This is a genomic window from Actinomadura barringtoniae (assembly GCF_017573505.1).
In the GTDB taxonomy this organism is placed as follows: domain Bacteria; phylum Actinomycetota; class Actinomycetes; order Streptosporangiales; family Streptosporangiaceae; genus Spirillospora; species Spirillospora barringtoniae.
In genome coordinates this window covers 1-24,926 of sequence record NZ_JAGEOJ010000036.1, presented here as the reverse complement: position 1 = coordinate 24,926, position 24,926 = coordinate 1, and the positions used below count along the sequence as shown (strand labels likewise).

At 69.9% G+C, this 24,926-nt stretch carries 23 protein-coding genes; 13 read left to right on the top strand and 10 right to left on the bottom strand.

The annotated features are described in order from the left end of the window. Window positions 1–30: 30 nt before the first annotated feature. Both J4573_RS50540 and J4573_RS50535 read right to left on the bottom strand, forming a co-directional pair. A complete protein-coding gene (locus J4573_RS50540) occupies window positions 31–1,275 on the bottom strand; it encodes a sensor histidine kinase (protein WP_243774916.1) in 1,245 nt (414 codons plus the stop codon). Window positions 1,276–1,304: 29 nt separating this feature from the next. Next, the gene (locus J4573_RS50535) at window positions 1,305–1,961 is read right to left on the bottom strand and encodes a response regulator transcription factor (RefSeq protein ID WP_208263620.1); all 657 of its coding nucleotides are present in this window, start codon (window positions 1,959–1,961) and stop codon (window positions 1,305–1,307) included. Window positions 1,962–2,131: 170 nt separating this feature from the next. Here J4573_RS50535 and J4573_RS50530 point away from each other — a divergent pair, with 170 nt between their 5' ends. From J4573_RS50530 to J4573_RS50510, 5 genes are all read left to right on the top strand, one after another. Continuing rightward, a complete protein-coding gene (locus J4573_RS50530; RefSeq protein ID WP_208263619.1) occupies window positions 2,132–2,671 on the top strand; it encodes a hypothetical protein in 540 nt (179 codons plus the stop codon). A 14-nt stretch (window positions 2,672–2,685) separates the two neighbouring features. Continuing rightward, the gene (locus J4573_RS50525; RefSeq protein WP_243774915.1) at window positions 2,686–3,843 is read left to right on the top strand and encodes an efflux RND transporter periplasmic adaptor subunit; all 1,158 of its coding nucleotides are present in this window, start codon (window positions 2,686–2,688) and stop codon (window positions 3,841–3,843) included. After that, window positions 3,840–4,547: an ABC transporter ATP-binding protein gene (locus J4573_RS50520; RefSeq protein WP_208263617.1), complete on the top strand. Its 708-nt coding sequence runs from the start codon at window positions 3,840–3,842 to the stop codon at window positions 4,545–4,547. The genes J4573_RS50525 and J4573_RS50520 overlap by 4 nt, the downstream gene beginning before the upstream one ends. Beyond that, window positions 4,544–5,791 (top strand): ABC transporter permease, encoded by a 1,248-nt coding sequence (locus J4573_RS50515; RefSeq protein ID WP_208263616.1) that lies wholly within the window; start codon window positions 4,544–4,546, stop codon window positions 5,789–5,791. Before J4573_RS50520 ends, J4573_RS50515 begins: the two co-directional genes overlap by 4 nt. Before the next feature lie 103 nt (window positions 5,792–5,894). Next, complete coding sequence (locus J4573_RS50510; protein WP_208263615.1) at window positions 5,895–6,581, top strand: hypothetical protein; 687 nt, start codon at window positions 5,895–5,897, stop codon at window positions 6,579–6,581. 4 nt (window positions 6,582–6,585) lie between these two features. On the opposite strand, the gene J4573_RS50505 is transcribed toward J4573_RS50510, so the two are convergent. The 4 genes from J4573_RS50505 to J4573_RS50490 all read right to left on the bottom strand — a co-directional run bounded on the left by J4573_RS50505 (window position 6,586) and on the right by J4573_RS50490 (window position 12,398). Continuing rightward, window positions 6,586–8,106, bottom strand: coding sequence for a P-loop ATPase, Sll1717 family (locus J4573_RS50505; RefSeq protein ID WP_208263614.1), 1,521 nt, complete (start codon window positions 8,104–8,106; stop codon window positions 6,586–6,588). A 101-nt stretch (window positions 8,107–8,207) separates the two neighbouring features. Next, the gene (locus tag J4573_RS50500; RefSeq protein WP_208263613.1) at window positions 8,208–9,281 is read right to left on the bottom strand and encodes a fatty acid desaturase family protein; all 1,074 of its coding nucleotides are present in this window, start codon (window positions 9,279–9,281) and stop codon (window positions 8,208–8,210) included. A 447-nt stretch (window positions 9,282–9,728) separates the two neighbouring features. Continuing rightward, window positions 9,729–11,651: an FtsX-like permease family protein gene (locus J4573_RS50495; RefSeq protein WP_279575879.1), complete on the bottom strand. Its 1,923-nt coding sequence runs from the start codon at window positions 11,649–11,651 to the stop codon at window positions 9,729–9,731. Window positions 11,652–11,663: 12 nt separating this feature from the next. After that, window positions 11,664–12,398 (bottom strand): ABC transporter ATP-binding protein, encoded by a 735-nt coding sequence (locus tag J4573_RS50490; RefSeq protein ID WP_243774914.1) that lies wholly within the window; start codon window positions 12,396–12,398, stop codon window positions 11,664–11,666. A 105-nt stretch (window positions 12,399–12,503) separates the two neighbouring features. On the opposite strand from J4573_RS50490, the gene J4573_RS55825 reads away from it, so the two are divergent. Both J4573_RS55825 and J4573_RS50480 read left to right on the top strand, forming a co-directional pair. Then, window positions 12,504–13,775 carry a sensor histidine kinase gene (locus J4573_RS55825; RefSeq protein WP_307797536.1) on the top strand — a complete coding sequence of 424 codons (1,272 nt, stop codon included), beginning with the start codon at window positions 12,504–12,506 and terminating at the stop codon, window positions 13,773–13,775. Then, window positions 13,757–14,413, top strand: a complete 657-nt coding sequence (locus tag J4573_RS50480) for a response regulator (RefSeq protein ID WP_208263611.1) — start codon at window positions 13,757–13,759, stop codon at window positions 14,411–14,413. Before J4573_RS55825 ends, J4573_RS50480 begins: the two co-directional genes overlap by 19 nt. Here J4573_RS50480 and J4573_RS50475 read toward each other — a convergent pair. From J4573_RS50475 to J4573_RS50465, 3 genes are all read right to left on the bottom strand, one after another. Beyond that, the gene (locus tag J4573_RS50475) at window positions 14,410–14,943 is read right to left on the bottom strand and encodes a hypothetical protein (protein WP_208263610.1); all 534 of its coding nucleotides are present in this window, start codon (window positions 14,941–14,943) and stop codon (window positions 14,410–14,412) included. The genes J4573_RS50480 and J4573_RS50475 overlap by 4 nt on opposite strands. A 79-nt stretch (window positions 14,944–15,022) precedes the next feature. Next, a complete protein-coding gene (locus J4573_RS50470; RefSeq protein WP_208263609.1) occupies window positions 15,023–16,045 on the bottom strand; it encodes an ABC transporter substrate-binding protein in 1,023 nt (340 codons plus the stop codon). After that, window positions 16,042–16,812 (bottom strand): GntR family transcriptional regulator, encoded by a 771-nt coding sequence (locus J4573_RS50465; protein WP_208263608.1) that lies wholly within the window; start codon window positions 16,810–16,812, stop codon window positions 16,042–16,044. Before J4573_RS50465 ends, J4573_RS50470 begins: the two co-directional genes overlap by 4 nt. A 221-nt stretch (window positions 16,813–17,033) precedes the next feature. On the opposite strand from J4573_RS50465, the gene J4573_RS50460 reads away from it, so the two are divergent. From J4573_RS50460 to J4573_RS50450, 3 genes are all read left to right on the top strand, one after another. After that, window positions 17,034–17,288, top strand: coding sequence for a hypothetical protein (locus J4573_RS50460; protein WP_208263607.1), 255 nt, complete (start codon window positions 17,034–17,036; stop codon window positions 17,286–17,288). A gap of 51 nt (window positions 17,289–17,339) precedes the next feature. Then, complete coding sequence (locus J4573_RS50455; RefSeq protein ID WP_208263606.1) at window positions 17,340–18,458, top strand: radical SAM protein; 1,119 nt, start codon at window positions 17,340–17,342, stop codon at window positions 18,456–18,458. Window positions 18,459–18,648: 190 nt separating this feature from the next. Continuing rightward, window positions 18,649–19,452 carry a hypothetical protein gene (locus J4573_RS50450; RefSeq protein WP_208263605.1) on the top strand — a complete coding sequence of 268 codons (804 nt, stop codon included), beginning with the start codon at window positions 18,649–18,651 and terminating at the stop codon, window positions 19,450–19,452. Window positions 19,453–19,554: 102 nt separating this feature from the next. Here the strand turns inward: J4573_RS50450 and J4573_RS50445 are convergent, their stop codons facing one another. Beyond that, on the bottom strand, window positions 19,555–20,799 hold the full coding sequence (locus J4573_RS50445; RefSeq protein WP_208263604.1) for a M24 family metallopeptidase: 1,245 nt from the start codon (window positions 20,797–20,799) through the stop codon (window positions 19,555–19,557). A gap of 122 nt (window positions 20,800–20,921) precedes the next feature. Here J4573_RS50445 and J4573_RS50440 point away from each other — a divergent pair, with 122 nt between their 5' ends. From J4573_RS50440 to J4573_RS50430, 3 genes are read left to right on the top strand one after another with little or no spacing between them, the layout of a single operon-like run. Further along, the gene (locus tag J4573_RS50440) at window positions 20,922–21,518 is read left to right on the top strand and encodes a PadR family transcriptional regulator (protein WP_208263603.1); all 597 of its coding nucleotides are present in this window, start codon (window positions 20,922–20,924) and stop codon (window positions 21,516–21,518) included. Next, complete coding sequence (locus J4573_RS50435; protein WP_208263602.1) at window positions 21,505–22,125, top strand: GyrI-like domain-containing protein; 621 nt, start codon at window positions 21,505–21,507, stop codon at window positions 22,123–22,125. The genes J4573_RS50440 and J4573_RS50435 overlap by 14 nt, the downstream gene beginning before the upstream one ends. Before the next feature lie 13 nt (window positions 22,126–22,138). Continuing rightward, the gene (locus J4573_RS50430; protein WP_208263601.1) at window positions 22,139–24,841 is read left to right on the top strand and encodes a helix-turn-helix transcriptional regulator; all 2,703 of its coding nucleotides are present in this window, start codon (window positions 22,139–22,141) and stop codon (window positions 24,839–24,841) included. The last annotated feature ends 85 nt before the right edge of the window (window positions 24,842–24,926 follow it).

The window sequence follows — 24,926 nt, the reverse complement described above, 5'->3', positions numbered from 1 at the left end:
CGTCACATCACCTCGCTCATCCCACCTCGCTCACACCACCTCGCTCATCCGGTAGCCGATCGGGCGTTCGGCCGTCTCGGGGGCGGCGGGCAGCGTGACGGTCACGCGCAGCCCGCCGCCGTCGCGCGCGCGGGCCGTGATGTCGCCCTCGTGGGCGCGGACGATGGACCGGACGATCGACAGGCCCAGCCCCACCCCCTTGGAGTCGACGATCCGGTCGGCGTCCATGCGGCGGAACGGCTCGAACAGCGCGGGGATCTCGTACGCGGGCACGGACGGGCCCGAGTTGGTCACCTCCAGCTCGACCTGGTCGCCCCGAACGTCGGCCCGGACGCGGCTGGCCACCTCGACCCAGCCGCCCTGCCCGCCGGTGTTGTGGCGGATCCCGTTTTCCACGAGGTTCTGGACGAGCCGTTCGAGCAGGAGCGCGTCGCCCGAGGTCATCGCCTCGCCCGGCTCGGTGCGGACGGCGACGCCGGACGCGTCCGCCTCAGCCGTGGTCTGCGCCACCACGTGGTCGACGACGTCCGCGAGGTCGACGGGGGCGCGCCCGGTGATCTCGTTCTCGGTACGGGCGAGGAGCAGCAGGCCGCCGATGAGCCGTTCGTGCCGCAGGTTGATCTCCAGCAGGCTCTCGCCGAGCTGCAGCACGTCCGGGGACGCCGAGCGGCGCCGCATGGCCACCTCGACCAGGGCGCGGCCGACGGTCAGCGGCGTGCGCAGCTCGTGCGAGGCGTTCGCGACGAAGCGGCGCTGGCCGTCGAACGAGCGGTCCAGCCGTTCCACCATCGTGTCGAAGATGTCGGCCAGTTCCTTGATCTCGTCGCTCGGCCCTTCGAGCGCGATGCGTTCGTGCAGGTTGTTCTCGGCGGCGGGGGCGCTGGCGATGCGGCGCGCGGTCTCGGTGACCCGGTTCAGCGGGGCGAGCATGCGCCCGGCGACGATCCAGCCGAGCGCCGCCGCCAGCCCGCCGACCCCGAGCAGCGCGATCCCGCCCTGGGTGATCAGTGACGTGGTCGCGGCGTCGTGCGCCTTCTTCTGCTGGTCCCTCATCACCTTGTCCGCGCTCGGGAACACGGGGCCGTCCTGCTCCGAGGATCCTTCGCCGGGCCTGGATCCTTCACCGGGCCTGATGGTCCCGGTCAGCTTGACGACGGCCCCCTTGGACATCTGCTGGTCGAACATCACGTACGTGGCACCCAGGAGCACGATGCCGGCGATCAGGAAGAGGCCGCCGTAGGTGAGCGTCAGGCGGGAACGCAGCGACAGTTTCATGGTGCGCTTCTTCATGTTCACAGGGCGCTTCATGGGATCCGGTACCCCGCTCCTTTGACGGTCTCGACGACGGGTGGCTCGGCGAGTTTGCGGCGCAGCTTGAGGATGGTCAGGCGGACGGCGCCGGTGAACGGGTCGGCATGCTCGTCCCACGCCCTTTCCAGCAATTCCTCTGCGGAGACCACGGTCCCTTCGGCCCGCATCAACTCCCACAGAACGGCGAACTCCTTGCGTGCCAAGGGCACGTACCGGCCGTCCCGGAAGACTTCCCGCCGGGCCGGGTCCAGGGTGATGCCCGCCCGGCGCAGAACGGGCGGAACGGCGGGACGCGAGCGGCGCCCGAGCGCCTGCACGCGGGCCCCCAGCTCAGGGAACGCGAAGGGCTTGGTGAGGTAGTCGTCGGCCCCGATCCCCAGGCCCATGACGCGGTCGGAGATCTCGGCGGCGGCGGTCAGCATCAGCACCCGCGCGTCCGACTCCCGCTGCGCCAGGTCCCGGCAGACGTCGTCGCCGTGCACGACGGGAAGATCACGGTCCAGGACGACCACGTCGTAGGCGTTCACCGCGAGGCGTTCCAGCGCGGCGCCCCCGTCGTAGGCGAGATCCACCGCGTGGGCGTCCTCGCGCAGCCATTCGGCGATCGCGCCCGCGAGCAAGCGCTCGTCCTCCACCACCAAGACCCGCATGTGTCCCGTCCCTTCGCACCCCTCAGCAGGGGCCATTCGTCCGCCATGCTGCCGGGCGCCGCGTTTCCTTTCTGTTAGGAAATGCGGAAACGGAGGGGAAACGTCGGACCGGGTTGCATCACCTCTCGTTCGGCCGGAACGGATCCGGCTTCGACGCGAGGAGACGAGAAATGCGACTGCGAACCACCGGCGCGCTGGCGGCGCTCCCCCTGACGCTGGCGCTGGTCCTGACCGGCTGCGGCTCGGGCGACGGCAAGAACGACAAGGTGGCCTCGGCGAACGGCGGCTCGGTCTCGACCGGGACGAGCGGAAAGCCCGGCGGCGGGAACGTCGGCGGCGGCGACAAGGGCGACCAGGCGGTGAAGTTCGCCGAGTGCATGCGCAAGAACGGCGTGAACGTCCCCGACCCCGATCCCGGCAGCGGCCGCATCACGATGAAGTTCGACGGCAGCACGCCCAAGGAGAAGGTCGACAAGGCGATGCAGGCCTGCCGCCAGTTCAGCCCGCAGGGCGACGGCTCGACCCCCGATCCGCAGGAGGAGGAGCGCGGCCGCAAGTTCGCCGAGTGCATGCGCAAGAACGGCGTCGAGAAGTTCCCGGACCCGAAGCCCGGCCAGCGCGGCATCATCATGAACAAGGACGCCGGCGAGGACCCGGACCTGCAGTCCGCCCAGCAGAAGTGCGACAGCATCCTCGGGCAGAGGCCGTAATGGGCGGCTCGGTCATGGAGGATCCACAGGGACCGGCACCGTCGCCCGACGGTCCACCGGCGCCGCCCTCACCGCCCCCGCCGGATGAACGTCCGCGTCGCAGGCGGCGGTCGCGCAAGAAGGCCGTCTTCGCCGTCCTCGCCATCGTGGCGGCGGGTGGGGTCGCCGCCACCGCGCTCACCCTGCGCGACGGCGATTCCGGCGGCACGACCTCGTCGGCAGGGCTGCCGCCGAACACCACCGCCGTGACGCGCCAGACGCTGAACGACAGCCAGAGCGAGAACGGCAAGCTCGGCTTCGGGGACACGACCACGGTGACCAGCCGCCTGCCCGGGACGATCACCCGGGTGCCCGACAGCGGCAGCACGTTCAGCCGCGGCCAGAAGCTCTACGAGGTCGACGACCGGCCCGTGCTGCTGATGTACGGGTCGCGGCCGATGTACCGCGACCTGAAGCCCGGCGTCGAGGGTTCGGACGTGCGCCGGCTCGAACGCAATCTCAGCGCGCTCGGCTACGACGGCTTCACGGTGGACGACGAGTACACCTCGGACACCGCCGACGCCGTCAAGGAGTGGCAGGACGACCAGGGCCTGAAGGAGACCGGGACGGTCGAGCTCGGCCGCGTCGTGTTCGCGCCCGGGAAGATCCGGGTGGACAGCGTCGAGGCGGGCGAGGGAGATCCGACCGCCCCCGGTCGCAAGGTCCTGACCTACACCGGGACCGACAAGGCGGTCACGGTCGATCTGGAGACCACCGACCAGCGCCTGGCCAAGAAGGGCGCGGCGGTCGAGGTGACGCTGCCCGACGACAGCGTCGTGCCGGGCACGATCGACAAAGTCTCGACCGTGATCGAGCCCGGTGGCCAGGGCGAGGACCCGACGACCAAGGTCGAGGTGCTGATCGGGCTGAAGGGCGGCAAGGCGGAGAAGGCCGCCCAGCGCTACACGATGGCGTCGGTGGACGTCGACTTCACCTCGGGCACGCGCAGGAACGTGCTGACCGTGCCGGTCTCCGCGCTGCTGGCGCTGCAGGAGGGCGGGTTCGGCGTGGAGGTCGTCAAGGGCACCGCGTCGTCGTACGTGCCGGTCAAGACGGGCCTGTTCGCGTCCGGCCGGGTGGAGGTCTCCGGCCCCGGCATCGCCGAGGGCACCAGGGTGGGGGTGCCGAAGTGATCTCGTTGAAGGACGTGACCAAGCACTATCCCGGTGGCGTCGCCGCGCTCGGCGGGGTGTCGCTGGAGATCGAGCACGGCGAGCTGCTCGCGATCGTCGGCCCGTCCGGGTCGGGCAAGTCGACCATGCTCAACATGCTCGGCACGCTGGACCGGCCCACCTCGGGCACGGTCCGGGTGGACGGCTTCGACGTCGGCTCGCTGTCGGACGCCAAGCTGTCGGCGCTCCGGGCGAGCCGGATCGGGTTCGTCTTCCAGCAGTTCCACCTCGCGCCGGGCATGCCCGCGCTGGACAACGTCGCCGACGGCCTCCTCTACTCGGGGCTGCGCGCGAGCGAGCGGCGCCGGCGCGCGGCGGCGGCGCTGGAACGGGTCGGGCTCGGCCACCGCATGGACCACCGCCCGCACGAGCTGTCGGGCGGCGAACGGCAGCGCGTCGCGATCGCGCGGGCGGTCGCCGGGGAGCCCGCGCTGCTGCTGGCCGACGAGCCGACCGGCGCCCTGGACTCGGTCTCGGGCGCCGGGGTGATGGAGCTGCTGCGGGGGCTGAACGCGGCGGGCACCACGGTCGTGATCATCACGCACGACCGGGACATCGCCGCCGCGCTGCCCCGCCAGGTGCGGATGCGGGACGGCCTTCTGGTGCCCGGCCACGATGGCCCCGGCCGCCCCGGTGATCTTGTGGCCGCGGGAGCGGGCCGATGAGCACCGACGCGCTGGGCCCCGGCCGTCTCGACGCGCAGCGGCCCGCCGCCCGCCTCCGCCCGGCACGGCTGCGGCCCGGCGACGTCGTCAAGGTCGGCGCCGTCGGGCTGCGGACCCGGCCGCTGCGCGCGTTCCTGTCCGCGCTCGGCATCGCCATCGGGATCGCCGCGATGGTCGGCGTCGTCGGGATCTCCTCCTCGTCGCGCGCCGACCTGGACGCGACGCTGGCCTCGCTCGGCACCAACCTGCTCAAGGTCTCGCCGGGGCAGACGCTGACCGGTGAGAAGGCCAAGCTGCCGCTGGAGGCGGAGTCGATGGTGGCCCGCATCGCGCCGGTCCGTTCGGTGTCGGCGGTCGGACTGGTCGAGGACGCCAAGGTCTACCGCAACCGCAAGATCGACCAGGCGGAGACCGGCGGCATCGCCGCCTACGCCGCCCGTCCGGGGTTGCGCGAGGCGACCGGTGCCAAGCTCGCGAGCGGCACCTGGCTGAACGACGCCACCGGCACCTACCCGGCCGCCGTGCTCGGCGCGTCGGCGGCGGAACGGCTCGGCATCGGACGGGCGACGCCGAACACGCAGGTGCTGATCGGGGGGCGCGAATTCACCGTGATCGGCATCCTCGCCCCGGCGCCGCTCGCGCCCGAACTGGACAAGGCGGCGCTGATCGGCTGGCCGGTGGCCAAGTCCGCGCTCGGCTTCGACGGGCATCCGACCACCGTCTACACCCGTTCCGACGACAGCGCGGTGGAGGACGTCCGGGCGGTGCTGGGCGCGACCGCCAACCCCGAGCAGCCGAACGAGGTCGACGTCTCGCGCCCGTCCGACGCGCTCGCCGCCCGGCAGGCCACCAACAAGGCGCTGACCGGGATGCTCCTCGGCCTCGGCGCGGTGTCGCTGCTGGTCGGCGGCGTCGGGGTGGCCAACACGATGGTCATCTCGGTGCTGGAACGGCGCTCGGAGATCGGCCTGCGCCGGTCGCTGGGCGCGACGCGCGGGCAGATCCGCACGCAGTTCCTGGCGGAGTCCTTGCTGCTCTCGGCCTTGGGAGGCGCGGGCGGGGCGTTGCTGGGGGCGCTGGTCACCGGCGGGTACGCGGTGTCGCAGGGGTGGCCGGCGGTCATCCCCGCGTGGGCCGTGGCCGGGGGCATGGCCGCGACGCTGCTCATCGGCGCCGTCGCGGGCCTGTACCCGGCGGTGCGCGCGTCCCGGCTGTCCCCCACCGAGGCGCTCGCCACACCATGATCATTTCGGCGTGTCCGCTGGTCAGAGCCACGATTCTGGTCTTCCATTCATGATCATTAACGACGTCCCGCCGGGGCGTCGACGAACGAGGGAGCCGGATCACATGGTTCGGACAGTAGGCACGATCACCACCTGGGCGGGCGCGGCGCTGCTCGCCGCGAGCGCGCTCGGCCTCGCGACCACCGCCGCGTCCGCCGCCACCGCCGCACCGGCGAAGGCCACCGCCGCGTCAGCGCGGGCCACCCCCGCGTCCGCGACGGCGGGCACGCGTGGGGTCGTGGATCAGACGGTGCCGGCGCTGGCCCAGGGCGCGATCCCGAACGCGCATCACGACAAGCCCGTGCGGGTGGCGTTCAAGCTGACGGCAGGCGACACCACCTCGCCGTTCAAGGGCTACAGGGTCGGCGACGTCCTCAAGATCACCGCACCGCCGGGGACGACGATCGCCGACCTGATGTGCGGCCCCAAGAAGGACATCGCGGCCGACAGGAGGTCCGCGACCTGCACGATGCCGGCCAGCTCCTTCTGGACGGCCGACCGCTTCGTGATCCTGAACGTCGACGACAACGCGGCCGGGGGCACGGTCACGGGCAAGCTGAGCTACAGCGACCCCGCGGGCAGGCGCCTCACCGCCGCCGACCTCACCGTCTTCATCGCCGGAACGGTGAAGGCCGGCACGTACTGCAAGGCCGCCGACCTCGGCAAGACCGCCTTCACCGACAAGAACAAGGCGATCATCTGCAACCGGGACGAGGACGGCGGTAAGCAGCGCTGGCGGTTCCCCGCCTGATCGTTCAGGTGTGGGCGGGCGCCGGTGCCTCCTCCATCCCGAGGTAGTTGCGGAACATCGGGTGCACCTGGAAGTGCGGCACCGCGGCCAGGTTGATCTGGTGGACCTGGTGCACGCCGTAGAACGCGCTCTCGCCCGGCCGTACGGAGTCCCCGAGCGGCTGGGCGATGAGGAACCCCATCTGGTAGAGGATCTCGATCAGCGCGTCCGGGTCGCAGTGCGGCAGCCAGGGGAAGGTGTCGCGGGTCGGGATGTCGCCGGTGGCAAGTTCCAGGCAGAGCAGTTCGAGCTCGTCCCTGGTCATGGTGTGCCGGCGCCCGCGGAAGACCTCGAAGACGCTGAGGAGCCCGGGGTACTGGTAGCGGTACTCGGCGGCGATGTCCCTGGCACGTTCCGCCGAGTAGGTGTGCTCGGCCCTGGCGATCGCGGCGAACGGGAGCGGCAGCTTCTTCGCCCGTCCCCGCGCGCTCTCCAGGGCGTCGGTGCAGAACTGGATGATCTCGCGGGGACGGTAGAGCGTCCGCTCGATCGTGTATCTGAACGTGGTCTCCCAGCTGCCCCCTGGCGGCGATGCGAAGACCCCTGCCCAGCAGGCCGGATCGGTCGCCCGCTGCAGAACGTCGCCGTCGTACCCCTGTTCCTGCGCCGAGTAGCGGATTCGCTTGGCGATGAGCTCAAGTAGCGATTCCTCCGACCACTGGATGCGTTCGAGGAGGTCGCGGTGCTTTTGCATGTCGTCGTACAGGGCCGGGATGTCGTCGTAGAGCTCCTGGCGGAGTGACACGTACACCCGCAGGTTGGGGTGCAGGGCGTTGATGGACACGCACGCCTGGAACAGCCCCGCCACGAACGACTTGGCGTCCTCGGAGGAGTCCCAGCCGCGGTCCAGCTCGTCGACGAAGACGACCACGCGGCGCTTGTCCAGGACGTTCTTCAACGAGGGCAGCAGGTCGTGGATTTCTTCGAGCTTGTAGAGGCGGTCCAGCTCGCGGGTCCGCAGCCCGGCCTCCAGCGGACCGATCTTGATGCCCTCCAGCCGCTTCAGGTACGAGACCAGGAGCGTGAGCGGGCCGAGGTTGCCGGTGGCGTGGTTGTCACGGATGTAGCGGTGGATGTCGGCGCCGCCGTTCTTGGTCAGCCGCATCCCCTTCTTGGCGATCTCCTTCATCACCAGCACGTAGATGAGGTACTTCCAAGCGGCCGCGTAGGCGCCGTGCTTGGCCCACGAGCCCTTGCGCTCGGCGACCAGCGTCGCGCTCAGCAGCTCATAGGAGTAGTCGTCGGGGGACAGTTCGATGACGTTGCTTCCGGCAAGCCGTTCTCGTTTGGCGATCATCTGGAAGATGGCGCTCTTGCCCGACCCCCGGTTGCCCAGGACGATCGTCTTGGCGCCGGAGTTGACGCGCTGGTACGCGCCCGACTCCACGAAGCATTTCTCCAGGCCGCGGGCGATGTCCCGCTCCGCCGACGGTGTTCCGAAATCCAGGTGGTCGAGCACTTTCGGGGACAGGGCGAGCCGCGGCATGCATCCTCCCGTGGCAACGGACATTGCCAACGAGTTTCACATTCAGCCCGAAAACAGTCCACATATAGACACATGCCCCGCACCCTCAGGGAAGGGCCCCCTCAAGGCAGAGCCAGGCGGAAGATCTTCTTCCACGTGCTGCCGACCTGACGGGCCAGCGAGCCGGTGTTGTACGGCAGGTCGTACTTGACGCAGAGCGCCCGGACGTGCGGGGCGATCTCGGCGTAACGGTTGCTCGGCAGGTCCGGGAAGAGGTGGTGCTCGACCTGGTGGCTGAGGTTGCCGGTGAGCAGATGCAGGAACGCTCCACCGCTGATGTTGGCCGAGCCGGTCAGCTGCCGTACGTACCACTCGCCCCGGCTCTCGTTCTCCAGCCGGTCCTCGGGGAAGACCTGCACGTCCTCGGGGAAGTGACCGCAGTAGATGATCGTGGTCGCCCACAGGTTGCGGGCGGTGTTGGCGATGAAGTCGGCCAGCAGCGTGGACCCGAAGCCGCGGCCTGACAGCGCAGGGAACGCCAGATAGTCCTTGGTCCACTGGCGGCGGATCTTGCGGCCGATCACGCGGAGCTTGGCGCGGGTCAGCTCCTTGTCGTGCTCGCCCGCCAGGATCTGGTCGATCTCCAGGTCGCTGACCGCGACGCCGTACTCGAAGAACATCATCAGCAGCAGCGCGTAGATCGGCTGCGCGACGCAGACCGGATGCCAGGGCTGCTCGGGCGTGATGCGCAGCAGGCCGAAGCCGAGGTCGTCGTCCTTGCCGAGCACGTTGGTGTTGGTGTGGTGAACGACGTTGTGCAGGTGCTTCCACAGCTCGGCCGGCGCCACCGCGTCCCACTCCCACGTGGTCGAGTGGATCTTCGGGTCCTGCATCCAGTCCCACTGGCCGTGCATGACGTTGTGCCCGATCTCCATGTTCTCCAGGATCTTGGCCAGCGAGAGCGTCACCGTTCCCGCCGCCCAGAGCGGCCTGGACCCGCGGCGCCCGCCGGCCATCGCCGACGCCTGGAGGATCGCGCGGCCGCCCAGCTCCAGGCCGCGCTGCAGCTTGATGATCCGGTGGATGTACGCGGCGTCGCGTTCGCCCAACTCGGCGCGGAACCGGTCGCGGAGCGCGTCCAGATCGGCGGCGAGCGCGTCGTGGTCGGCGTCGGTCAGCTGGCTGGTCTGCCGCATGAAGCGTCCTTCTGATGTGGGGCCACGATCCCGGAACGGACTGTTCCAGATGGCCCGCCACGGCGATATGAGATCAGGGACAAAGAATCCGGACTCGGCACGCACTCACGACCATGCATACATCGTTCGCATCCTGCGAACGATGTATTTTCACGGACCCTCCGGTCTGCAGATCGAACGCTTCGGAAGGGAGGTGGAGACCGTGCGCGCGTACCGGATGCTCATGGCGCTCTGGAGCCTGGCGCCCGTGCGGGTCGCGGTCCGCCTCTCCAACTTCGTGCTGAACGCGGTGTCGGTCCGCGACCTGCTGTACGCCCTGCACCGCGCCGAACTCCGCCCCTCCCTGATCGCCCTCGCCTGGCTGGTCCCGTGGGAACGGATCGCGATGTCGCTCTACCGCGCGTTCCGTTCCGCCTACTCGCGCGCCGCTCACTCGCGGGCGGCGACTCACTCGCGGGCGGCGACCAGGGAGACCGGGGACGCCTTGGTCGCCGACCACGCGGTCAGCACGCTCGCGACCGCCGTCACCGCGAACGAGCCGGCGCTCAGCAGCGCGAGCAGTCCCCACGGGACCGCGAGCACCTGCACGCCGCCCGGTCCCGGCCGGAAACCCGCGAGCGCGCCCGCCGCGACCAGCGAGCCGAGCAGCAGACCGATCAGCGTGACGGCCATCGACTCGGTCAAGGCCATCCGTACGACCTGTCCGCGGCTCAGGCCCGTCACGCGCGCGACCGCGAACTCGGCGCGGCGTTCGGTACCGGCGATGACGACCGCGTTGACCACGGCCACGGCGGCGTAGAGACCCGACAGGCCCATCAGCACGGCCATGATCCCCATCGTTCCGCTCTGCTGCGCGTCGACCCGCGCGTCCGCCCAGGCCGCCACGGTGCGGGGCTCGCCGAGCCCGGCCGCACGGATCTGCCGCGCGACGTCGTTCACGGGCGTGCCGGGCGCGACCTTGATCATCGTCTGGGTCTCCGAGTCGTTCGCCACCGTCCCGGCGGGGATCAGCTCGCGCGGCACCAGGAAGGTCTCGCTGCCGTTCTCCAGCGTCGCCGGCAGCCGCGCGACGATCCGCAGCCGGACCTTGCGATCGCCGATGCGGGCCGTCACGTAGGGGCCGCGGACGCCCGCCTCGGCCATGCCGGGGCCGACCGCGATCGTGTTGCCGCGCAGGCCGTCCAGCAGGTGCGGCTTGAAGCGATGCGTCCGCTGGTAGGCGGCGCCGTCGACCGCCACGATCCCCAGGTGATGGGTCTGCCGGAACGACCGCACGTCCTCGCGGTGCCGTGCGGTGACCGCGATGTCGACCGGGATCTGCGGCGAGGCCGTCGCGACGCCCGGGATCCGCGCGATCCGATCCACGGCCGCCGCGTTCTGCGACGACACGACCAGGTCGGCGTCGGTCAGCCGCCGTACGTCGGCGCCGGTCGCGCGGGCCAGCGAGTTCAGCGCGCCGATCAGCCCGATCACCAGCCCGACCAGCACGATCAGCGGCGCCGCCGTGGACGCGCTGCGCCGCACGCCGTCCCGCAGGTTGGCCTGCGCGAGGTCGCCCAGCGGGCTCAGCCGCAGCACGGCGCCGAGCGCGCGCCCGGCCACCGGCACCAGCAGCGGGCTGAGCTGGCTCAACGCGACCGAGCCGGTGATCGACACGGCCATCGCGATCAGCAGCGCGCCGAGGAGGTCGGCCGACTGGCCCGCGCCGACCATGAGGACGGTCAGTGCCAGCGACGACGTTCCGACCAGCCATCGCCCGATCGTCATCACGCGCGCGGCCTGGGGGCTGTCGCGTACGGCGTCCAGGGGCCTGATCCGCGCGGCGCGGTAGGAGGCCGCGAGCACGCCGCAGACCGAGACGCTGATCCCGAGGCCGAACGACACCGGCAGGATCGCCCAGTTCCAGCCCACCCCGAAGCCGTCCGGGAGCAGCCCGATCGCCACCAGCAGCTTGGCCTGCACCCACGTTCCGGGGATGCCGAGCGCCACGCCCGCCGCCGAGCCGGCCGCGCCCAGCAGCACCGCCTCGCACAGCAGCAGCCACACCATCTGGGGCCTGCTGCCGCCGAGGATCCGCACCAGCGCGAGCTCGCGCCGCCGCTGCGCCACGGTGAACGCGAACGTCGACCCCACGATGAAGACCGCGAGGAACAGCGCCAGCGGCACCGCCATGCCGAGCAGCGTCGCCGCCCCGACGTACCCCTCGCGGATCTGCTCGGCCTCCTTGCCCGACGCACCCACCGGGATCTTCGGGTCCCCGGCCGACACCATCACCATCAGGCACGCCTGCACGAGCGCGACGCCGAGCGCCACGGTCAGGATCGCCCCGCTGAACATCGCACGGCGTTCGAGGAACGTGCTCCAGGACATCCGCAGCACGGCTCAGCCCTCCAGCCGCGCGAGGCGTTCGGCCACCTGGGCGGCGGACGGGCGCACGAGCCGGTCCACGATCCGGCCGTCCGACAGCAGCACGACCGCGTCGGCGGCGGCCGCGGCGACCGGGTCGTGCGTCACCATCACCACGCACTGGCCGCTGCCGTCGACCATGCGGCGCAGCATCCCGAGGACCGTACGGGCCGAGGAGGAGTCCAGCGCGCCGGTCGGCTCGTCGGCGAACAGCACCGCCGGACGGGTCGCCATCGCCCGCGCGATCGCCACACGCTGCTGCTGCCCGCCCGACAGCTCCCGGGGACGATGCCGCGCCCGGTCCGCGAGCCCCACCTCGGCGAGCGCCGCCCGCACCCGCTCCCGATCGCGCCCACCCGCCAGCCTCAACGGCATCGCGACGTTCTGCTCGGCCGTCAGCGAAGCGATCAGGTTGAAGTTCTGGAAGACAAAACCGACGGCCCCGCGCCGCAGCCCCGTGAGCACCCCTTCCGGCGCCCGCGTGATGTCCGCCCCGGCCAGGAAGACCCGCCCCGAGTCCACCCGGTCGAGCCCGGCCGCGCAGTGCAGCAGCGTCGACTTCCCCGATCCGGAAGGGCCCATCACGGCCGTCCAGGACCCGGCGGGAAAAGAAAGACTGACCTCGTCAAGGGCCCGGACCCGCGCCGCACCCGACCCGTACTCCCTGGTCACGCCGTACAGCTCGACCGGCGGGCGCATCGTTTGGTTCATGACATCGATCCCACCCGGCGGAGGGGGTCATCGATAACAGGGCAGGCCCCCAACTTGCGGGTATGCCTGGCCATACCTGGCGGGAAGGTCGCCTAACGTAAGCCCGTGACCGCGACCCCGCTAGAGGCTGCCGGGCGCCGCACGTTCCTGCTCACCGGCTGGCCATGGCGCTCCGCGGCCCACCTCCTCACCAGCCCCCTGGCCGCACTGCCGACCGCGCTGATCTCCATTCCGTTGATCATGGCGATGGCGAACGCCCACGACCTCACCGGCTGGTCCTGGACCATCGTCCTGTCCACGGCCCTGATCGCCGGTCTAGGACCGCTGATCGCCACCCCCCTGGCCGGCCTAGAACGCCGCCGCCTCCTCTTGATCGACCGGCGCCCCGTCACCGCCCCCACCAAAACCGGCCTGCTCCCCCGCTACACCGACCCCGCCACCTGGCGAGAGCTGGCCTACGCGGCCCTCCTGGCCGTCCTGGCGCCCGCCCTGATCGCGGTGCTCGGAGTGACGCTGGCCTGGGCACTGACCGCGCTGCTCAGCCCCTGGCTGGTGGCGAACGGCGAGCACACCGTCGCGCTGTGGCCCGTGACCGTCAGCTCGCCAGGCGAGGCCATCCCCTGCGCCGTGGGAGCCCTGATCCTCCTCCTGGCCTTCCCCTATCTACTCGCGCTCCTCGCAGGCGTCCACGGCCTGGCCGCCCGCGCCCTGCTCCAAAGTGCCCCCAACCAACGACTCCGCGAGGAACTGGTAGAGGTCTCCCGCTCGCGCGCACGCCTCGTGGACGCCTTCGAAGCCGAACGCCACCGCATCGAACGCGACCTGCACGACGGCGCCCAACAAAGCCTGCTGGGCCTCACCCTGCAGATCAGCATGGCCCGCCTGGACGTCCCGCCCGATTCCCCCGCCGCCGAACGCATCGACGAGGCCCACCGCCAGGCCAAGGACCTCATGAACGAGCTCCGCGAACTGATCCGCGGCATCCACCCCCGCGTCCTGACTGACCGAGGCCTGACCGCCGCCCTAGGCGAACTAGCCGACAAGTCCCCCCTCCGTGTCACCATCGGCGCCGACCTCCCCGGCCGTCCACCCGCCCCCATCGAGACGACCGCCTACTTCGTCGTAGCCGAAGCCCTCGCCAACGCCGCCAAACACGCCGACGCCACCACCGCGGCCATCCACGCCCACTGGCACGACGCCCTCCTCACCCTCCAGATCGAAGACGACGGCCAAGGCGGCGCCGACCCCGAACGCGGCACGGGCCTCACCGGCCTCGCCGACCGGGTCGCGGTGATCGACGGCAGAATGTTCCTGGCGAGCCCGCCCGGCGGGCCGACGACCCTACGCGTGGAGCTCCCGTGTCACCTGTCCGAGTAGTCCTCGCCGAGGACGGTGTCCTCCTCCGGGAGGGGGTGTCCAGCCTCCTCACCCGCTTCGGCTTCGAGATCGTCGCCGCCGTGGGCGACGCCGACGACCTGATCACCGCCGTCAAGGACCACGCCCCCGACCTGGTCGTCACCGACATCCGGATGCCCCCCGACCACACCGACGAGGGCCTCCGCGCCGCCGTGGCCCTCCGCCGCGCCGACCCCGCCCTCCCCGTCGTCGCGCTCAGCCAGTACGTCGAGCTCAGCTACGCGGGCGACCTGCTCGACTCCGGCGACGGCCGCCGCGTCGGCTACCTGCTGAAGGACCGCATCGTCGACATCGAGGACTTCGTCGACTCCCTGCGCCGCGTCGTGGACGGCGGCACGGTGGTAGACCCGCAGGTCATCCGCCAGCTCCTCAGTCGCCGCGACCCCCTGTCGGAGCTCTCGCCCCGCGAACGCGAGGTCCTGGCCCTGATCGCCGAGGGCCATTCCAACAGCGCCATAGCCGCCCGCCTGGTCATCTCCGACGCCACCGTCGGCAAGCACATCGGCAACATCCTCGCCAAGCTCGACATCCCCCAGACCGACGACACCCACCGCCGCGTCCTCGCCGTCCTCACCTACCTCCGAACCACCCCCCGCTAGGGGAAGGAGGTGTCACGGACTCCAGGCGTGACGCCCATGTCCTCCTGCAGTGACTCCAGGAGCTCTTCCAGGCGACGCCCCTCGGGCTCGTTCAGGAACGCGGTCACGGCGGCGTAGACGTCCACCGTCGCATCCGGATCGTCCGCGTCGTACTCGCCCATGAGGAATCGCGCGAAGGTGGGCGACTCCGGGTCCTCGTCGAGCACCCACCGGCCGCCGATGTCAAAGAACATGTACTCGGCGCAGTACGCCGTCAGCAGCAGATCGAAGGGCTTGTAGCCGATCATCTCGAAGGCGGTCAGGTCCTCGAAAGCGCAGATCGTGCTCATGTGCCCGAGACCGTGGCTCGGGTGCTCAAGGAGGGTCTCCGGCGGATCCCAACGAGACAGCGCTCCCAGGTAAACCACCAGATCGCGACTCTCGCCCACCCAGTTCGGCAGCAGTTCCCGGCGCTCGTCGAGGACGCGGGCCGCCACGTCCGGAGTCAGCGGATCAGGCAGCGGCAGCTCCGGAAGAAACGGGTACGCCATGAAATCTCCTGATCTTGGAACGGCCGAGCCCGCACACTAGCGCAGCCAGCCGCCAAGGCCGGCTTCGTGCCTTGCTGGGTTAGCTAACCGCCTCCGGCCCATCAGACCCCCACCGAACGAGGCTGGGCTCGTGGCCGACCTGAACGCCGTTAGAAGGATCGATGTTGAAGCGGCCGAACAGCGTGGTCGTATCGAGCTGCGAGGCCGCGTTCCACAACGAATCGCGGGAGGTGCTGTTGGCAAGGCGAGCGCAATGCGTCGCGATCGCGGCCGTCGCTACCGCCTGTGCAGCGGGGTAATCAGGGAGCGTCGCCATCCGCTTCCGGTAAGCGTCGAGGAACGCGCCCTCGTCGAGCCCCAACTCAGCGCGACCACCAGCACCGGGGAACCATTGCCCGATGCCGTAGATGCCTTCCGCCTCACCGACGGCTTCCCCGAACTCGCGAACGCCGGCAGCAACAGCGCAAACCGTCTTTGGAGGCGCGTTGAGGCCCCGTGCTCGCGTGACAGTGTCCACGTCTTCCTCAAAGGAGGCGGCACACAGCAGCGCCCAATTCGAATCGACATCCTCCGCAGGGAGGTCCTCACCTGGACCAAGACGCGCGGTGTTGAGCCCGAGCTTGCGCGCGAACGAGTCGGCGCCATCCGTCACCTGTCGGCCGAAGCTGCCTTTGCCGTGGATGATCCAGAGTCGGTCGGGCCGCTCGTTCACCACAAGGCGACGGAGGAACGATTCCGCGTACCGGCTGGTCGGCGTAAGCACCGAGACGACATGACCTGGATGGGCGGCCTCGACGTCATCGCCGGAGCCGCCGTGATTCCAGACGAGCCGGTCAAGCTGCGCGGCGGTTTCCCCAGCCCGGCGCATGAGCTGTGTCGAATATGGGCCGAGGAGTAGGTCGCACTTGGCGGCGAGGCGGCAGAAGACCGCGTCAAAGCCCCTGCGATCGCTCTGATCGTCTTCAATGATCAGGCTGACGCCCTGCTCGGACTCCTGCCAGATCTCAAGTCCGGCACGCGCTTGCTTGCCGAAGCGCGCGTGTTTTCCCGTGAGCGAAAGGCAGGCGCCGACGCGGAGTTGACCAGTGCCGGTCGTGTTCATCGCATCTGCACCTCGTACCGGAACTCATGACGGTCGGCCGCCAGGATCGAGTCTTGTACCTCCACTGGCCGATCCTCGGAGTCGTAGACCGTCCGGATCACGCGGACGACCGGCACGCCTGTCGAAAGGTCGAGCGCCTCGGCCTCCTCACGGGTCGGCATCCTGCTCACGAGATCGTCGACCGACCGCGTGATCTGTCGATGGATCTGGCCCGCCGGGTCCTCGATCACCGCATAGACGCCACCCTTGATCTTGCGGTGCTCGGCGATCGGAGTCCCTGCTGCCATGTCTGCCGGGTAATAGCTGGAGCAAAGCGCCACAGGCTGACCGTCGGCCAGGAACAGACGACGGCGGACAACGACGCTCGCGCCCTCGTCCAACTCCAGGCGGCGGCGAGCATCGACCGGTGCCTCGATCGTCGCCACGTCGAGCAAACGTTGCTCGGCGGTGAGCCCCTGCTCCAGCACTTGGGCATTGAACCCGGGGAGCCCGGCAGCACGGTGCTTGCGATAGTTCGACCCGCTGATGAGCAGGCGAACACGTGGCTGGGGCCGAACGAACGCGCCTTGACCCTGCCGGCTCACGACGAGCCCCTCGCTCTTGAGTAGAGCGATCGCTCTGCGCACCGTCGGCCTGCTGGTGCCGTACTGATCCGCAAGATCGTTCTCGGAAGGCAGCTTCTCGCCGGGCGCTCTGGTGCCGTCGAAGATCTCGGCGCGGAGGTCTTCGACGATGCGCTGATACGGGAAGCCGGTGACCTCGGACATGCCTGGAGCCTACCGGCAGCTTGGATTGCCAAGTTCATTGACTTGTATTTCCAAGTGAGTCTACAGTCATGACAACTTGTAATTCCAAGTGACGTCAGGGCCCCAACGACAAGTAGGGAGCACCCCCTCGAATGGACGCCCGTAGACACCTGGACCAGCGCCGAGAAGCCCGCACGACACTCGACGACCCGCCGCACACGACCGCCATCCCAATGCGGCGGTTGGCGGCACTCGCCGCTCACCTCAAGGGCCGCGAGCTCGTCGTTCAGGAACATCCAGACGGAGTAGTGGTGCGCAACCCTCACCACCGCGAACTGGCCGACACCGTCACGTGTCGCGAGCGGCCGGACGACGGCGACAGGTTGTGGTTCTTCACAAGCTGGAATGACCCGATCGCTGAGGCGGACCGGATCACGGACGCCGGCGTGACGATCGCGGGTTACCTCAAGTACGACGGGGAGGCGGCTGAGGCATGAGCGCCGCACGTCCCAACAACCGGCACGGCGTGGTGGCTGCAGGAGGGCGTCATGCATGATCTGATCGCGAGCCCTGCGAACGGCGAGCATGTCGTCCTGCGCCCAGGCTCTCGCCAAGCCCTCCGCATCGGAGAACGTCGATTTCGTGAGCTCGAAGTCGCGGTCGACTGCCCATCCTGGCTCGTCGATGCAAGTCGCCGAGCGTGGAGCCTGAATCTACTCGGGCGCCCGATCGACGACACCGTGATCGTGCGCAAGCCGACATCGTACGGTTTCGTCAGGGCAACGCACGAGGTCAACCTCGGCTGCAACTACGACTGCGAACACTGCTACCTCGGGCTCAAACGGTTCGAGGGCATGACGTGGCCTGAGCGAGAACGCATGCTCGGAGTCCTGCGGGACGTCGGGGTCCTGTGGCTCCAGCTCACCGGCGGCGAGCCGATGATCGATCGCCTGTTCCCGGAGGTCTACGCACACGCCTATGACCTGGGCATGATGATCGACATTTTGTCCAACGGGTCGCGCCTGCGTGTTCCCCGCGTTCTGGAGCTGCTGACCAAGCGACCGGCGCATCGAATAACCGTCAGCGTCTACGGCGCGACCACCGACAGCTATGACGCGCTGACCCGCCGACCCGGTGCGTTCAGGCTGTTCTGCAAGGGCATGGCTGCCGGCACCGAGGCCGGACTCCCACTCGCCCTCAGCCTGATCGTGACCCGCCACAACGCCGACGAGCTCGGCGCCATGAAAGACCTCGCCGATCGGCTCGGGCTGCCGTACGAGGTCTACTCGAACATGTCGCCGACGATCCACGGTGGCGCCGAGACCCTGCCCTCTCAGTCGGTCGAGCATCTGCGCAAGCGCAAGCCGTTCACCGGCTGCAACGCCGGTCACACGTTCTTCCATGTCGACCCGCACGGCAAGGCGAGCATCTGCAAAATCGGCCGCGAACCGAACGTCGACCTCCTCACCGAGGGCGCCGACGGCCTGCGCGGACTCGGGGAGATCGCTGACGGACTGCTGTTGCGGCAAGGCGGTTGTACTGGCTGCCAGCTCCAAGGAACATGCGGCACATGCATGCCCCTGGTCCAGCTCTACCGCAAAGCCGAATCCCCACTCGCGACCTACTGCCAGCACCGCGACCCCAGAGAGGAGGAATCAGCCGAATGACAGTCGTAGACATCGAGATCCGTCCTCGGCCCGTCGATGACGACGAGATCTTGATCATCGATGACGTTGACGACCTGCTCGCAGCGAACAAGTGTTCCTGCGCCGCTGGCGATGATCAGCCCTACTGACACGAGCGCCGCGGGGCCGTCCCCTACCGTTGGGGGCGGCCCTGCCGCTGGGGGGAGATCGGATGGCAGTCGAACGGATCCGTTGGGAAGACCTGCCGGAGCGAACGCGGCGGCAAGTGGAGACCGAGACCGGAACCGTCTATGCGGCCGAGACGGTGTCGGAGGGCTTGAACTCGGCGATCGCCGCGATCTTGAGAACCGAGTCGGGGCGCGTGTTCGTCAAGGGACTGCACCGCGACTACCCCCGCCGATGGACGCAGGACCGGGAAGCGGCGATCAACTCGTCGATCGGTCACATCTCACCCCGTCTGCTGTGGCGCGTCGAGGGCGAATGGGATCTCCTCGGCTTCGAGGCCATCGACGGACGACATGCCGACTACCGTCCAGGGTCAACGGACCTGCCGCTTCTGATCTCGACGATGGCCGAGCTGGGCAAGACAACTTGCCCCGACGTCGAAATAAAGGTCGCCGAGGACCGCTGGAGGCCCTACGTCTCCAACCTCGCGCATCTCGCGCACTTTGCCGGTGACCGGCTACTTCACACCGACTACAACCCTGTGAACATCCTCATCGCGGACGGTCGTGCGCTGCTGATCGACTGGGCATGGCCGACCAAGGGAGCCGCCTGGATTGACCCTGCCTGCCTGATTACCCGGCTGATGGCCAGCGGGCACACCGCTGCCCAGGCCGAGGGGGCAGTCAGAGATTTGCCCGCTTGGCGCGAGGCGCCGGTCGACGGGTTGCACCGATTCGCCGAGGCGAACGCACGTGTATGGGCGGAGATCGCGACCAACGACTCCTCGGAATGGACGCACAGCATGAACACCGCCGCGCGGGAATGGCTCAAGCACCGAGCCACCCTTTAGCCCACAGGAGAGAGAAGACTTGCCCGCACTTCTGGGCCGTCGAAGAGTGCGGGTGTCTGTGTCCTCCTTGCCGTCCTCACCTACCTCCGCAGCCGACTCGCGCTAGGCGCGCATCAGGTGGGTGGTGAGGGAGTTGAGCTCGATCGGGCCGTCCGCGCCGACGACGACGGTGCCGCCGAGGTTGGCGAGGTGGCCGTCGATCACGCAGTTGGGCTCGAACGCGAAGGTCATCCCGGGCGCGAGCGGCAGGTCGCTGCCGACCGTCGGCACCTCCATGAGCAGCCCGTACTCGGCCGCTTCGGGCAGCCGCCGCAGCCCGCCGCCGAACCCGCAGACCGTGCCGTACGGGTTCAGGCCGTGGATCAGCGGGTGCACGTTCCAGCCGTCCGCCGCCTCCATCGGGGCCTTCATGGCCTCGACGACCTGACCGAAGGTGTTTCCGGGGCGCAGCGCTTCGATCCCGGCGTCGTAGGAGGCGCGGGCGACCTTGGCGGCCTGCTCGACCCGCGCGTCGACCTCGCCGACCGCGATCGCGACCTGGTGCTGGGACTCGCGCATCCCGTACATGCAGAAGACCTCGGCCATGATCACGTCGCCGTCCTCGATGACGCGCGGCGCCTGCGGCCGGAACGACCAGGTCGGCGGCCCCCAGCACGCGAACCCGGGACCGGACTGGATCAGCATGCCCGGCGCCGCCGCCCCGCGCCGGAACCCCTCCGCCATCCCGGCCGCGTAGACGTCGGCCTCGGTCACGCCCGGACGGGTCGCGTTCAGCATCGCCTGGGCCATCGCCTCGCCGATGTCCGCCGAGTGCTTCAGAACGGCCAGCTCCTCCTCCGACTGGCAGAGGGTCCGCAGCAGCAGGCTCAGCCAGACGGGCTTGAACGTCACCTGCGGAAGCTGCTCCAGCACCGACGCCCACAGCGTGTGCGGCATGATCGGGTTGAAGTGGAACGGCGGGTAGGGCTCCAGGCCGACGACGCCGACCGCCGCGCGCTCCAGCCCGTGCTCCTTCAGTACGTCCACGACGCCCATCGCGTGCTTGGCGACCCGCATGTCGCGCGGCTCGATCCAGCCCGCGTCGCCGCGCCGCCGCCCCTCGATGTGGTCCTCGACGTGCATCGGCGACCACACCAGTGAGATCGGGTCGGCGTCGCGCGGGAACACCACGATCGCGCCCGGCCGCTCGTTGGTGAAGTAGACGTCCGGCGCGAACGGGGCGGGCCCGCTGCTCTCGTGCTCGCCGTAGACCACCAGCGCCTCGACGCCCTCGGCGTCCATCAGCTCGCGCGCCAGTGCCCAGCGGCGGTCGCGTTCGGCCGTCGTGTACATCGGAACGTCGCTCATCCTCGTTCTCCCTGCTCTCGATCATGCTTCGTGCAGGTCAGAACGCTAGGCAGGCGGCAAGGCGGAGGAATCAGTCAGATGACCGGCACCGCGACGTCTTATTCTAGTACTAGAATAAGAGGATGGCCGCCGACCTGACGCCCGCCGAGCTGACCTTGCTGGGTCTGCTCGTGGAGAAGCCGAGACACGGCTACGAACTGGATGAGGTCATCAACGCGCGCGGCATGCGCGAATGGACCGAGATCGGCTTCAGCTCGATCTACTACCTGCTGACCCGGCTCCGCGATCGCGGCCTGATCACCGAGGCGACCGGGGCGCCGGCACCACGGGGAAAAGCGCCACAGGGCCGGGCGTCGCGGGGAAAGGCGCGCCGGGTGTACGAGCCGACGCCCGAGGGGCGGCGGGTCTGCGCACAGGCCGCCGAGGCGGCGGTCGCCGAGCTTCGGCCGGTGTTCCCGCCCGTCCTGGTCGGCCTGGCCAACCAACCGCTCATCCCACCCGAGCGGCTCCGGGACGCGCTCGAGCGGCGGGCGGCGGCCCTGGCGGAACGGATCGCCGCCGTCGGCGCGGCCCGCGACGCCCAGCCCGGCCTGCCCGACTTCGTCCGCGCCATCTTCGACTACTCACTCGGTCAACTGACCGCCGAACAGCAGTGGCTGGCCGCGTACATGGACGGCCGGCCTCCCCTCAGGAAGGCAGACGGTCATGGATCGCTATGACATCAAACGAGACCTCAAGCCGTTCTACGCGCCGCGGAACACCGACTGGGCGCTGGTCGACGTGCCCCCGCAGCAGTTCATCGCCATCGACGGACGCGGCGATCCCAACACCAGCACCGAGTACGCCCGCGCCGTCGAGGCGCTCTACGCCACCGCCTACACGATCAAGTTCACCAGCAAGAAGGCTCTCGACAGGGACTTGGTCGTCGGGCCGCTCGAAGGGCTGTGGTGGTCGGACGACCCCGAGGTGTTCATCACCCGCGACAAGGGCGCCTGGCACTGGCGCATGCTGATCAGCCAACCCGACTGGATCGCCGAAGACCTCATCGACGAGGCCAAGCAGGCCGCGCTCGCGAAGAAGGGCCTTCCCGCGATCGCCCAGATCCGCCGCGAGCCCCTGAAGGAGGGCACCTGCGCCCAGGTCCTGCACGTCGGGTCCTACGACGACGAAGGCCCCATCCTCGCCAAGCTCCATCACGAGTACCTCGCCGCCAACGATCTGCGCATGACCGGGCACCACCACGAGGTCTACATCGGCGATCCTCGCCGGACCGAGCCCGCCAAGCTCAAGACCGTCCTCCGGCAACCCGTTGAGACGACGAACTAGGTAGTTTCATCCCATGCTGGTCGGACGCTCCACCGAACAGGCCGTCCTCGAAGCCCTGATCACCACCGCCCGGGACGGCGAGAGCGGGGCGCTCGTCGTACGCGGCCAGGCCGGCATCGGCAAGACGGCGCTGCTCGACCACGCCGCGGCGGCGGCCGAGGGCCTGCGCGTCATCCGCACGGAAGGCGTGGAGTTCGAGGCGGAGCTCCCGTTCGCCGGTCTGCACCTCCTGCTCGGCCCGGTCCTGGACCATCTCGACGCGATCCCGGCCCGGCAGGCCGCCGCGCTGCGCGGCGCGTTCGGGCTGGGCCCCGCCGACCAGGGCGGACGGTTCCTGGTCGGCCTCGCGGTCCTGTCCGTTCTGGCCGAGCTGGGCCCGCTGCTGTGCGTCGTGGACGACGCGCAATGGCTGGACCGCGCGTCCGCCGAGGCACTGACCTTCGCCGCGAGACGCCTCCAGCGCGAGGGCGTGATACTCCTCTTCGGCGTACGGGACGGCGCCGGCGCCACCCGCCTCGACGGCCTGCCCGAACTCCCTCTCTGGGGCCTGGACCGCGACGCGTCCGCCACGCTGCTCTCCCGGCACGGCGCCGACCTGGCGCCGACCGTACGGGACCGGATCCTGGCCGAGTCCGAGGGCAACCCACTGGCCCTGATCGAACTGCACACCGCGCTCACCCCCGAACAGCGCGGCGGCGCCGTGCAGCCCCTCTCGTTCAACCTCGGCCCACTGCCCCTCCCGGCGCGCGTCCAGCAGGCGTTCGGCACCCAGGCCGCCCGCCTGAGCGAGGACGCCCGCACGTTCCTCCTGGTCGCAGCCCTGGAAGAGACGGGCGACCTGGACATCGTCCTCCGCGCCGCCGCGACCCTGGGCACGGCCGCCCTCGACGAGGTGGAACGTTCCGGCCTGGTGAGCCCCAACGGCACCACCCTGAGCTTCAAGCATCCACTGGTCCGCGCCGCAGTGATCCAAGACTCGCCTCTCACCACCCGCTTCGCCGCCCACAGAGCCCTTGCCGAAGCCCTAGGCCCCTCAGACCGCCGCGCCTGGCACCTGGCCGCAGCAACGACCGGCCCCGACGAACAAGTAGCCGCCGAACTGGCCGACACCGCCGAACAAGCCGCGACCCGCGCGGGTCACGCCGCGCAGGCCGCCGCTCTGGAACGCGCCGCCGAGCTCACCCCCGATCCCGAACGCCGCGCCGCACGACTGGTCGGCGCCGCCGAGGCGGCCGTCCTCGCCGGAGACCTCGATCGAGCCGCCTCGATCGCACGCCGCGCCGCGAAATCCAACCTCGATCCGCTCCCAGCCGCTCGCCTCGCCCACGTGCTCGCCTCCGTCGAGTTCGAGCGCGGCTCCCTCCGTACGGCGGCCCGGACGCTCATCGCAGGCGCGGACGCGATCGCCGGAACCGGCAAGTCCATCGCCATGCTCGCCGAGGCGGTCCGCGACGGCTACTTCGCGGGCGAGACCGCCCTCGCCGCCGAGGCGGCGGCGAAACTCTCCGCGATCGCCCCCGCCTCACCCATCGCCATATCGCTCGACGGCCTCGCCCGGATGATGGCCGGAGACCTCACCGAGGCCGTCCCCCGCATGCGCACGCTGACCGAGGCCGCCCTCGCCGGCCAGGTCCCCGGCCTGGGCGAACGGCTCATCGCGGGCTCCATGGGCCTGCTCACCGGCGACGACGAGTCGGCCTTCGACGTCTTCGATCGCCTCGTGTCCGACGCCCGCGACTCCAGCCAGATCGGCATGCTCCCGAACGCCCTGGAACACCTCGCCATCACCGAGGTCTTCCTCAGCCGCCGCCGCGACGCCTCCGCCCACGCCGAAGAGGCCATGCGCCTGGCGGAGAGCATCGGCCACCCGCACCGCACCGACCACCTGCGCTGCGTCCTCGCCTGGATCGCCGCGATCGCCGGCGACGAGGAGACCTGCCGTACCCTCGCCGAGCCCGCCATCGACCGCGCCCTGAGCTCCGGCATCGTCCGCACGGCCGTCTGGGGAACGATGGCCATCGGCCTCACCGAACTGAGCCAGGGCAGGTACGACCGGGTCCTCGACCGCCTGGAAACCGCCACCCGCGCGACCCAGGACAGACCCCTAGGTGCAATGAACCTCATCAGCCTGGCCGCCGACCAGGTCGAGGCCGCCGTCCGTTCCGGCCAACCCGATCGCGCCCGAGAACCCCTCCGCCGCTTCGAGCAGTGGGCCGTCCCCACCCAACGCCCCTGGGCCGCAGGCGTCATCCTCCGCTGCAAGGCCCTGCTCGCCACCGACGACAAACAAGACCGCCTCTTCGCCGAGGCCGTAGCCATGCACGAGCAAGGCGGCCGCCCCTTCGAGCGCGCCCGCACCGACCTCCTCTACGGCGAATGGCTCCGCCGCGACCAACGCAAGGCCGAGGCCCGTTCCCGTCTGCGCCCCGCCCTGGAGACGTTCGAACGCATGGGCGCCACCCCCTGGGCAGACCGCGCCCGCGCAGAACTACGCGCCACCGGCGACACCAGCGCTCCGCTCCGCACCGAATCCGCCCTGGACAAGCTCACCCCTCAAGAGCTCCAGGTAGTCCGCCTAGCCGCCCGAGGCCTCTCCAACCGCGACATAGCCGCCCAGCTTTTCCTCAGCCCCCGCACCATCGGCCACCACCTCTACAAGGCGTTCCCCAAACTAGGCATCGCCGGCCGAGGCGAACTCCCCCACCTCAACCTCTAGCTGCGGGGTAGTAACTGAGGCAGAGCACCACGGGCCCTGCGGTGATCGGGATGGGGTACCGGAGTCTCCGATCCAGTACGGCTGA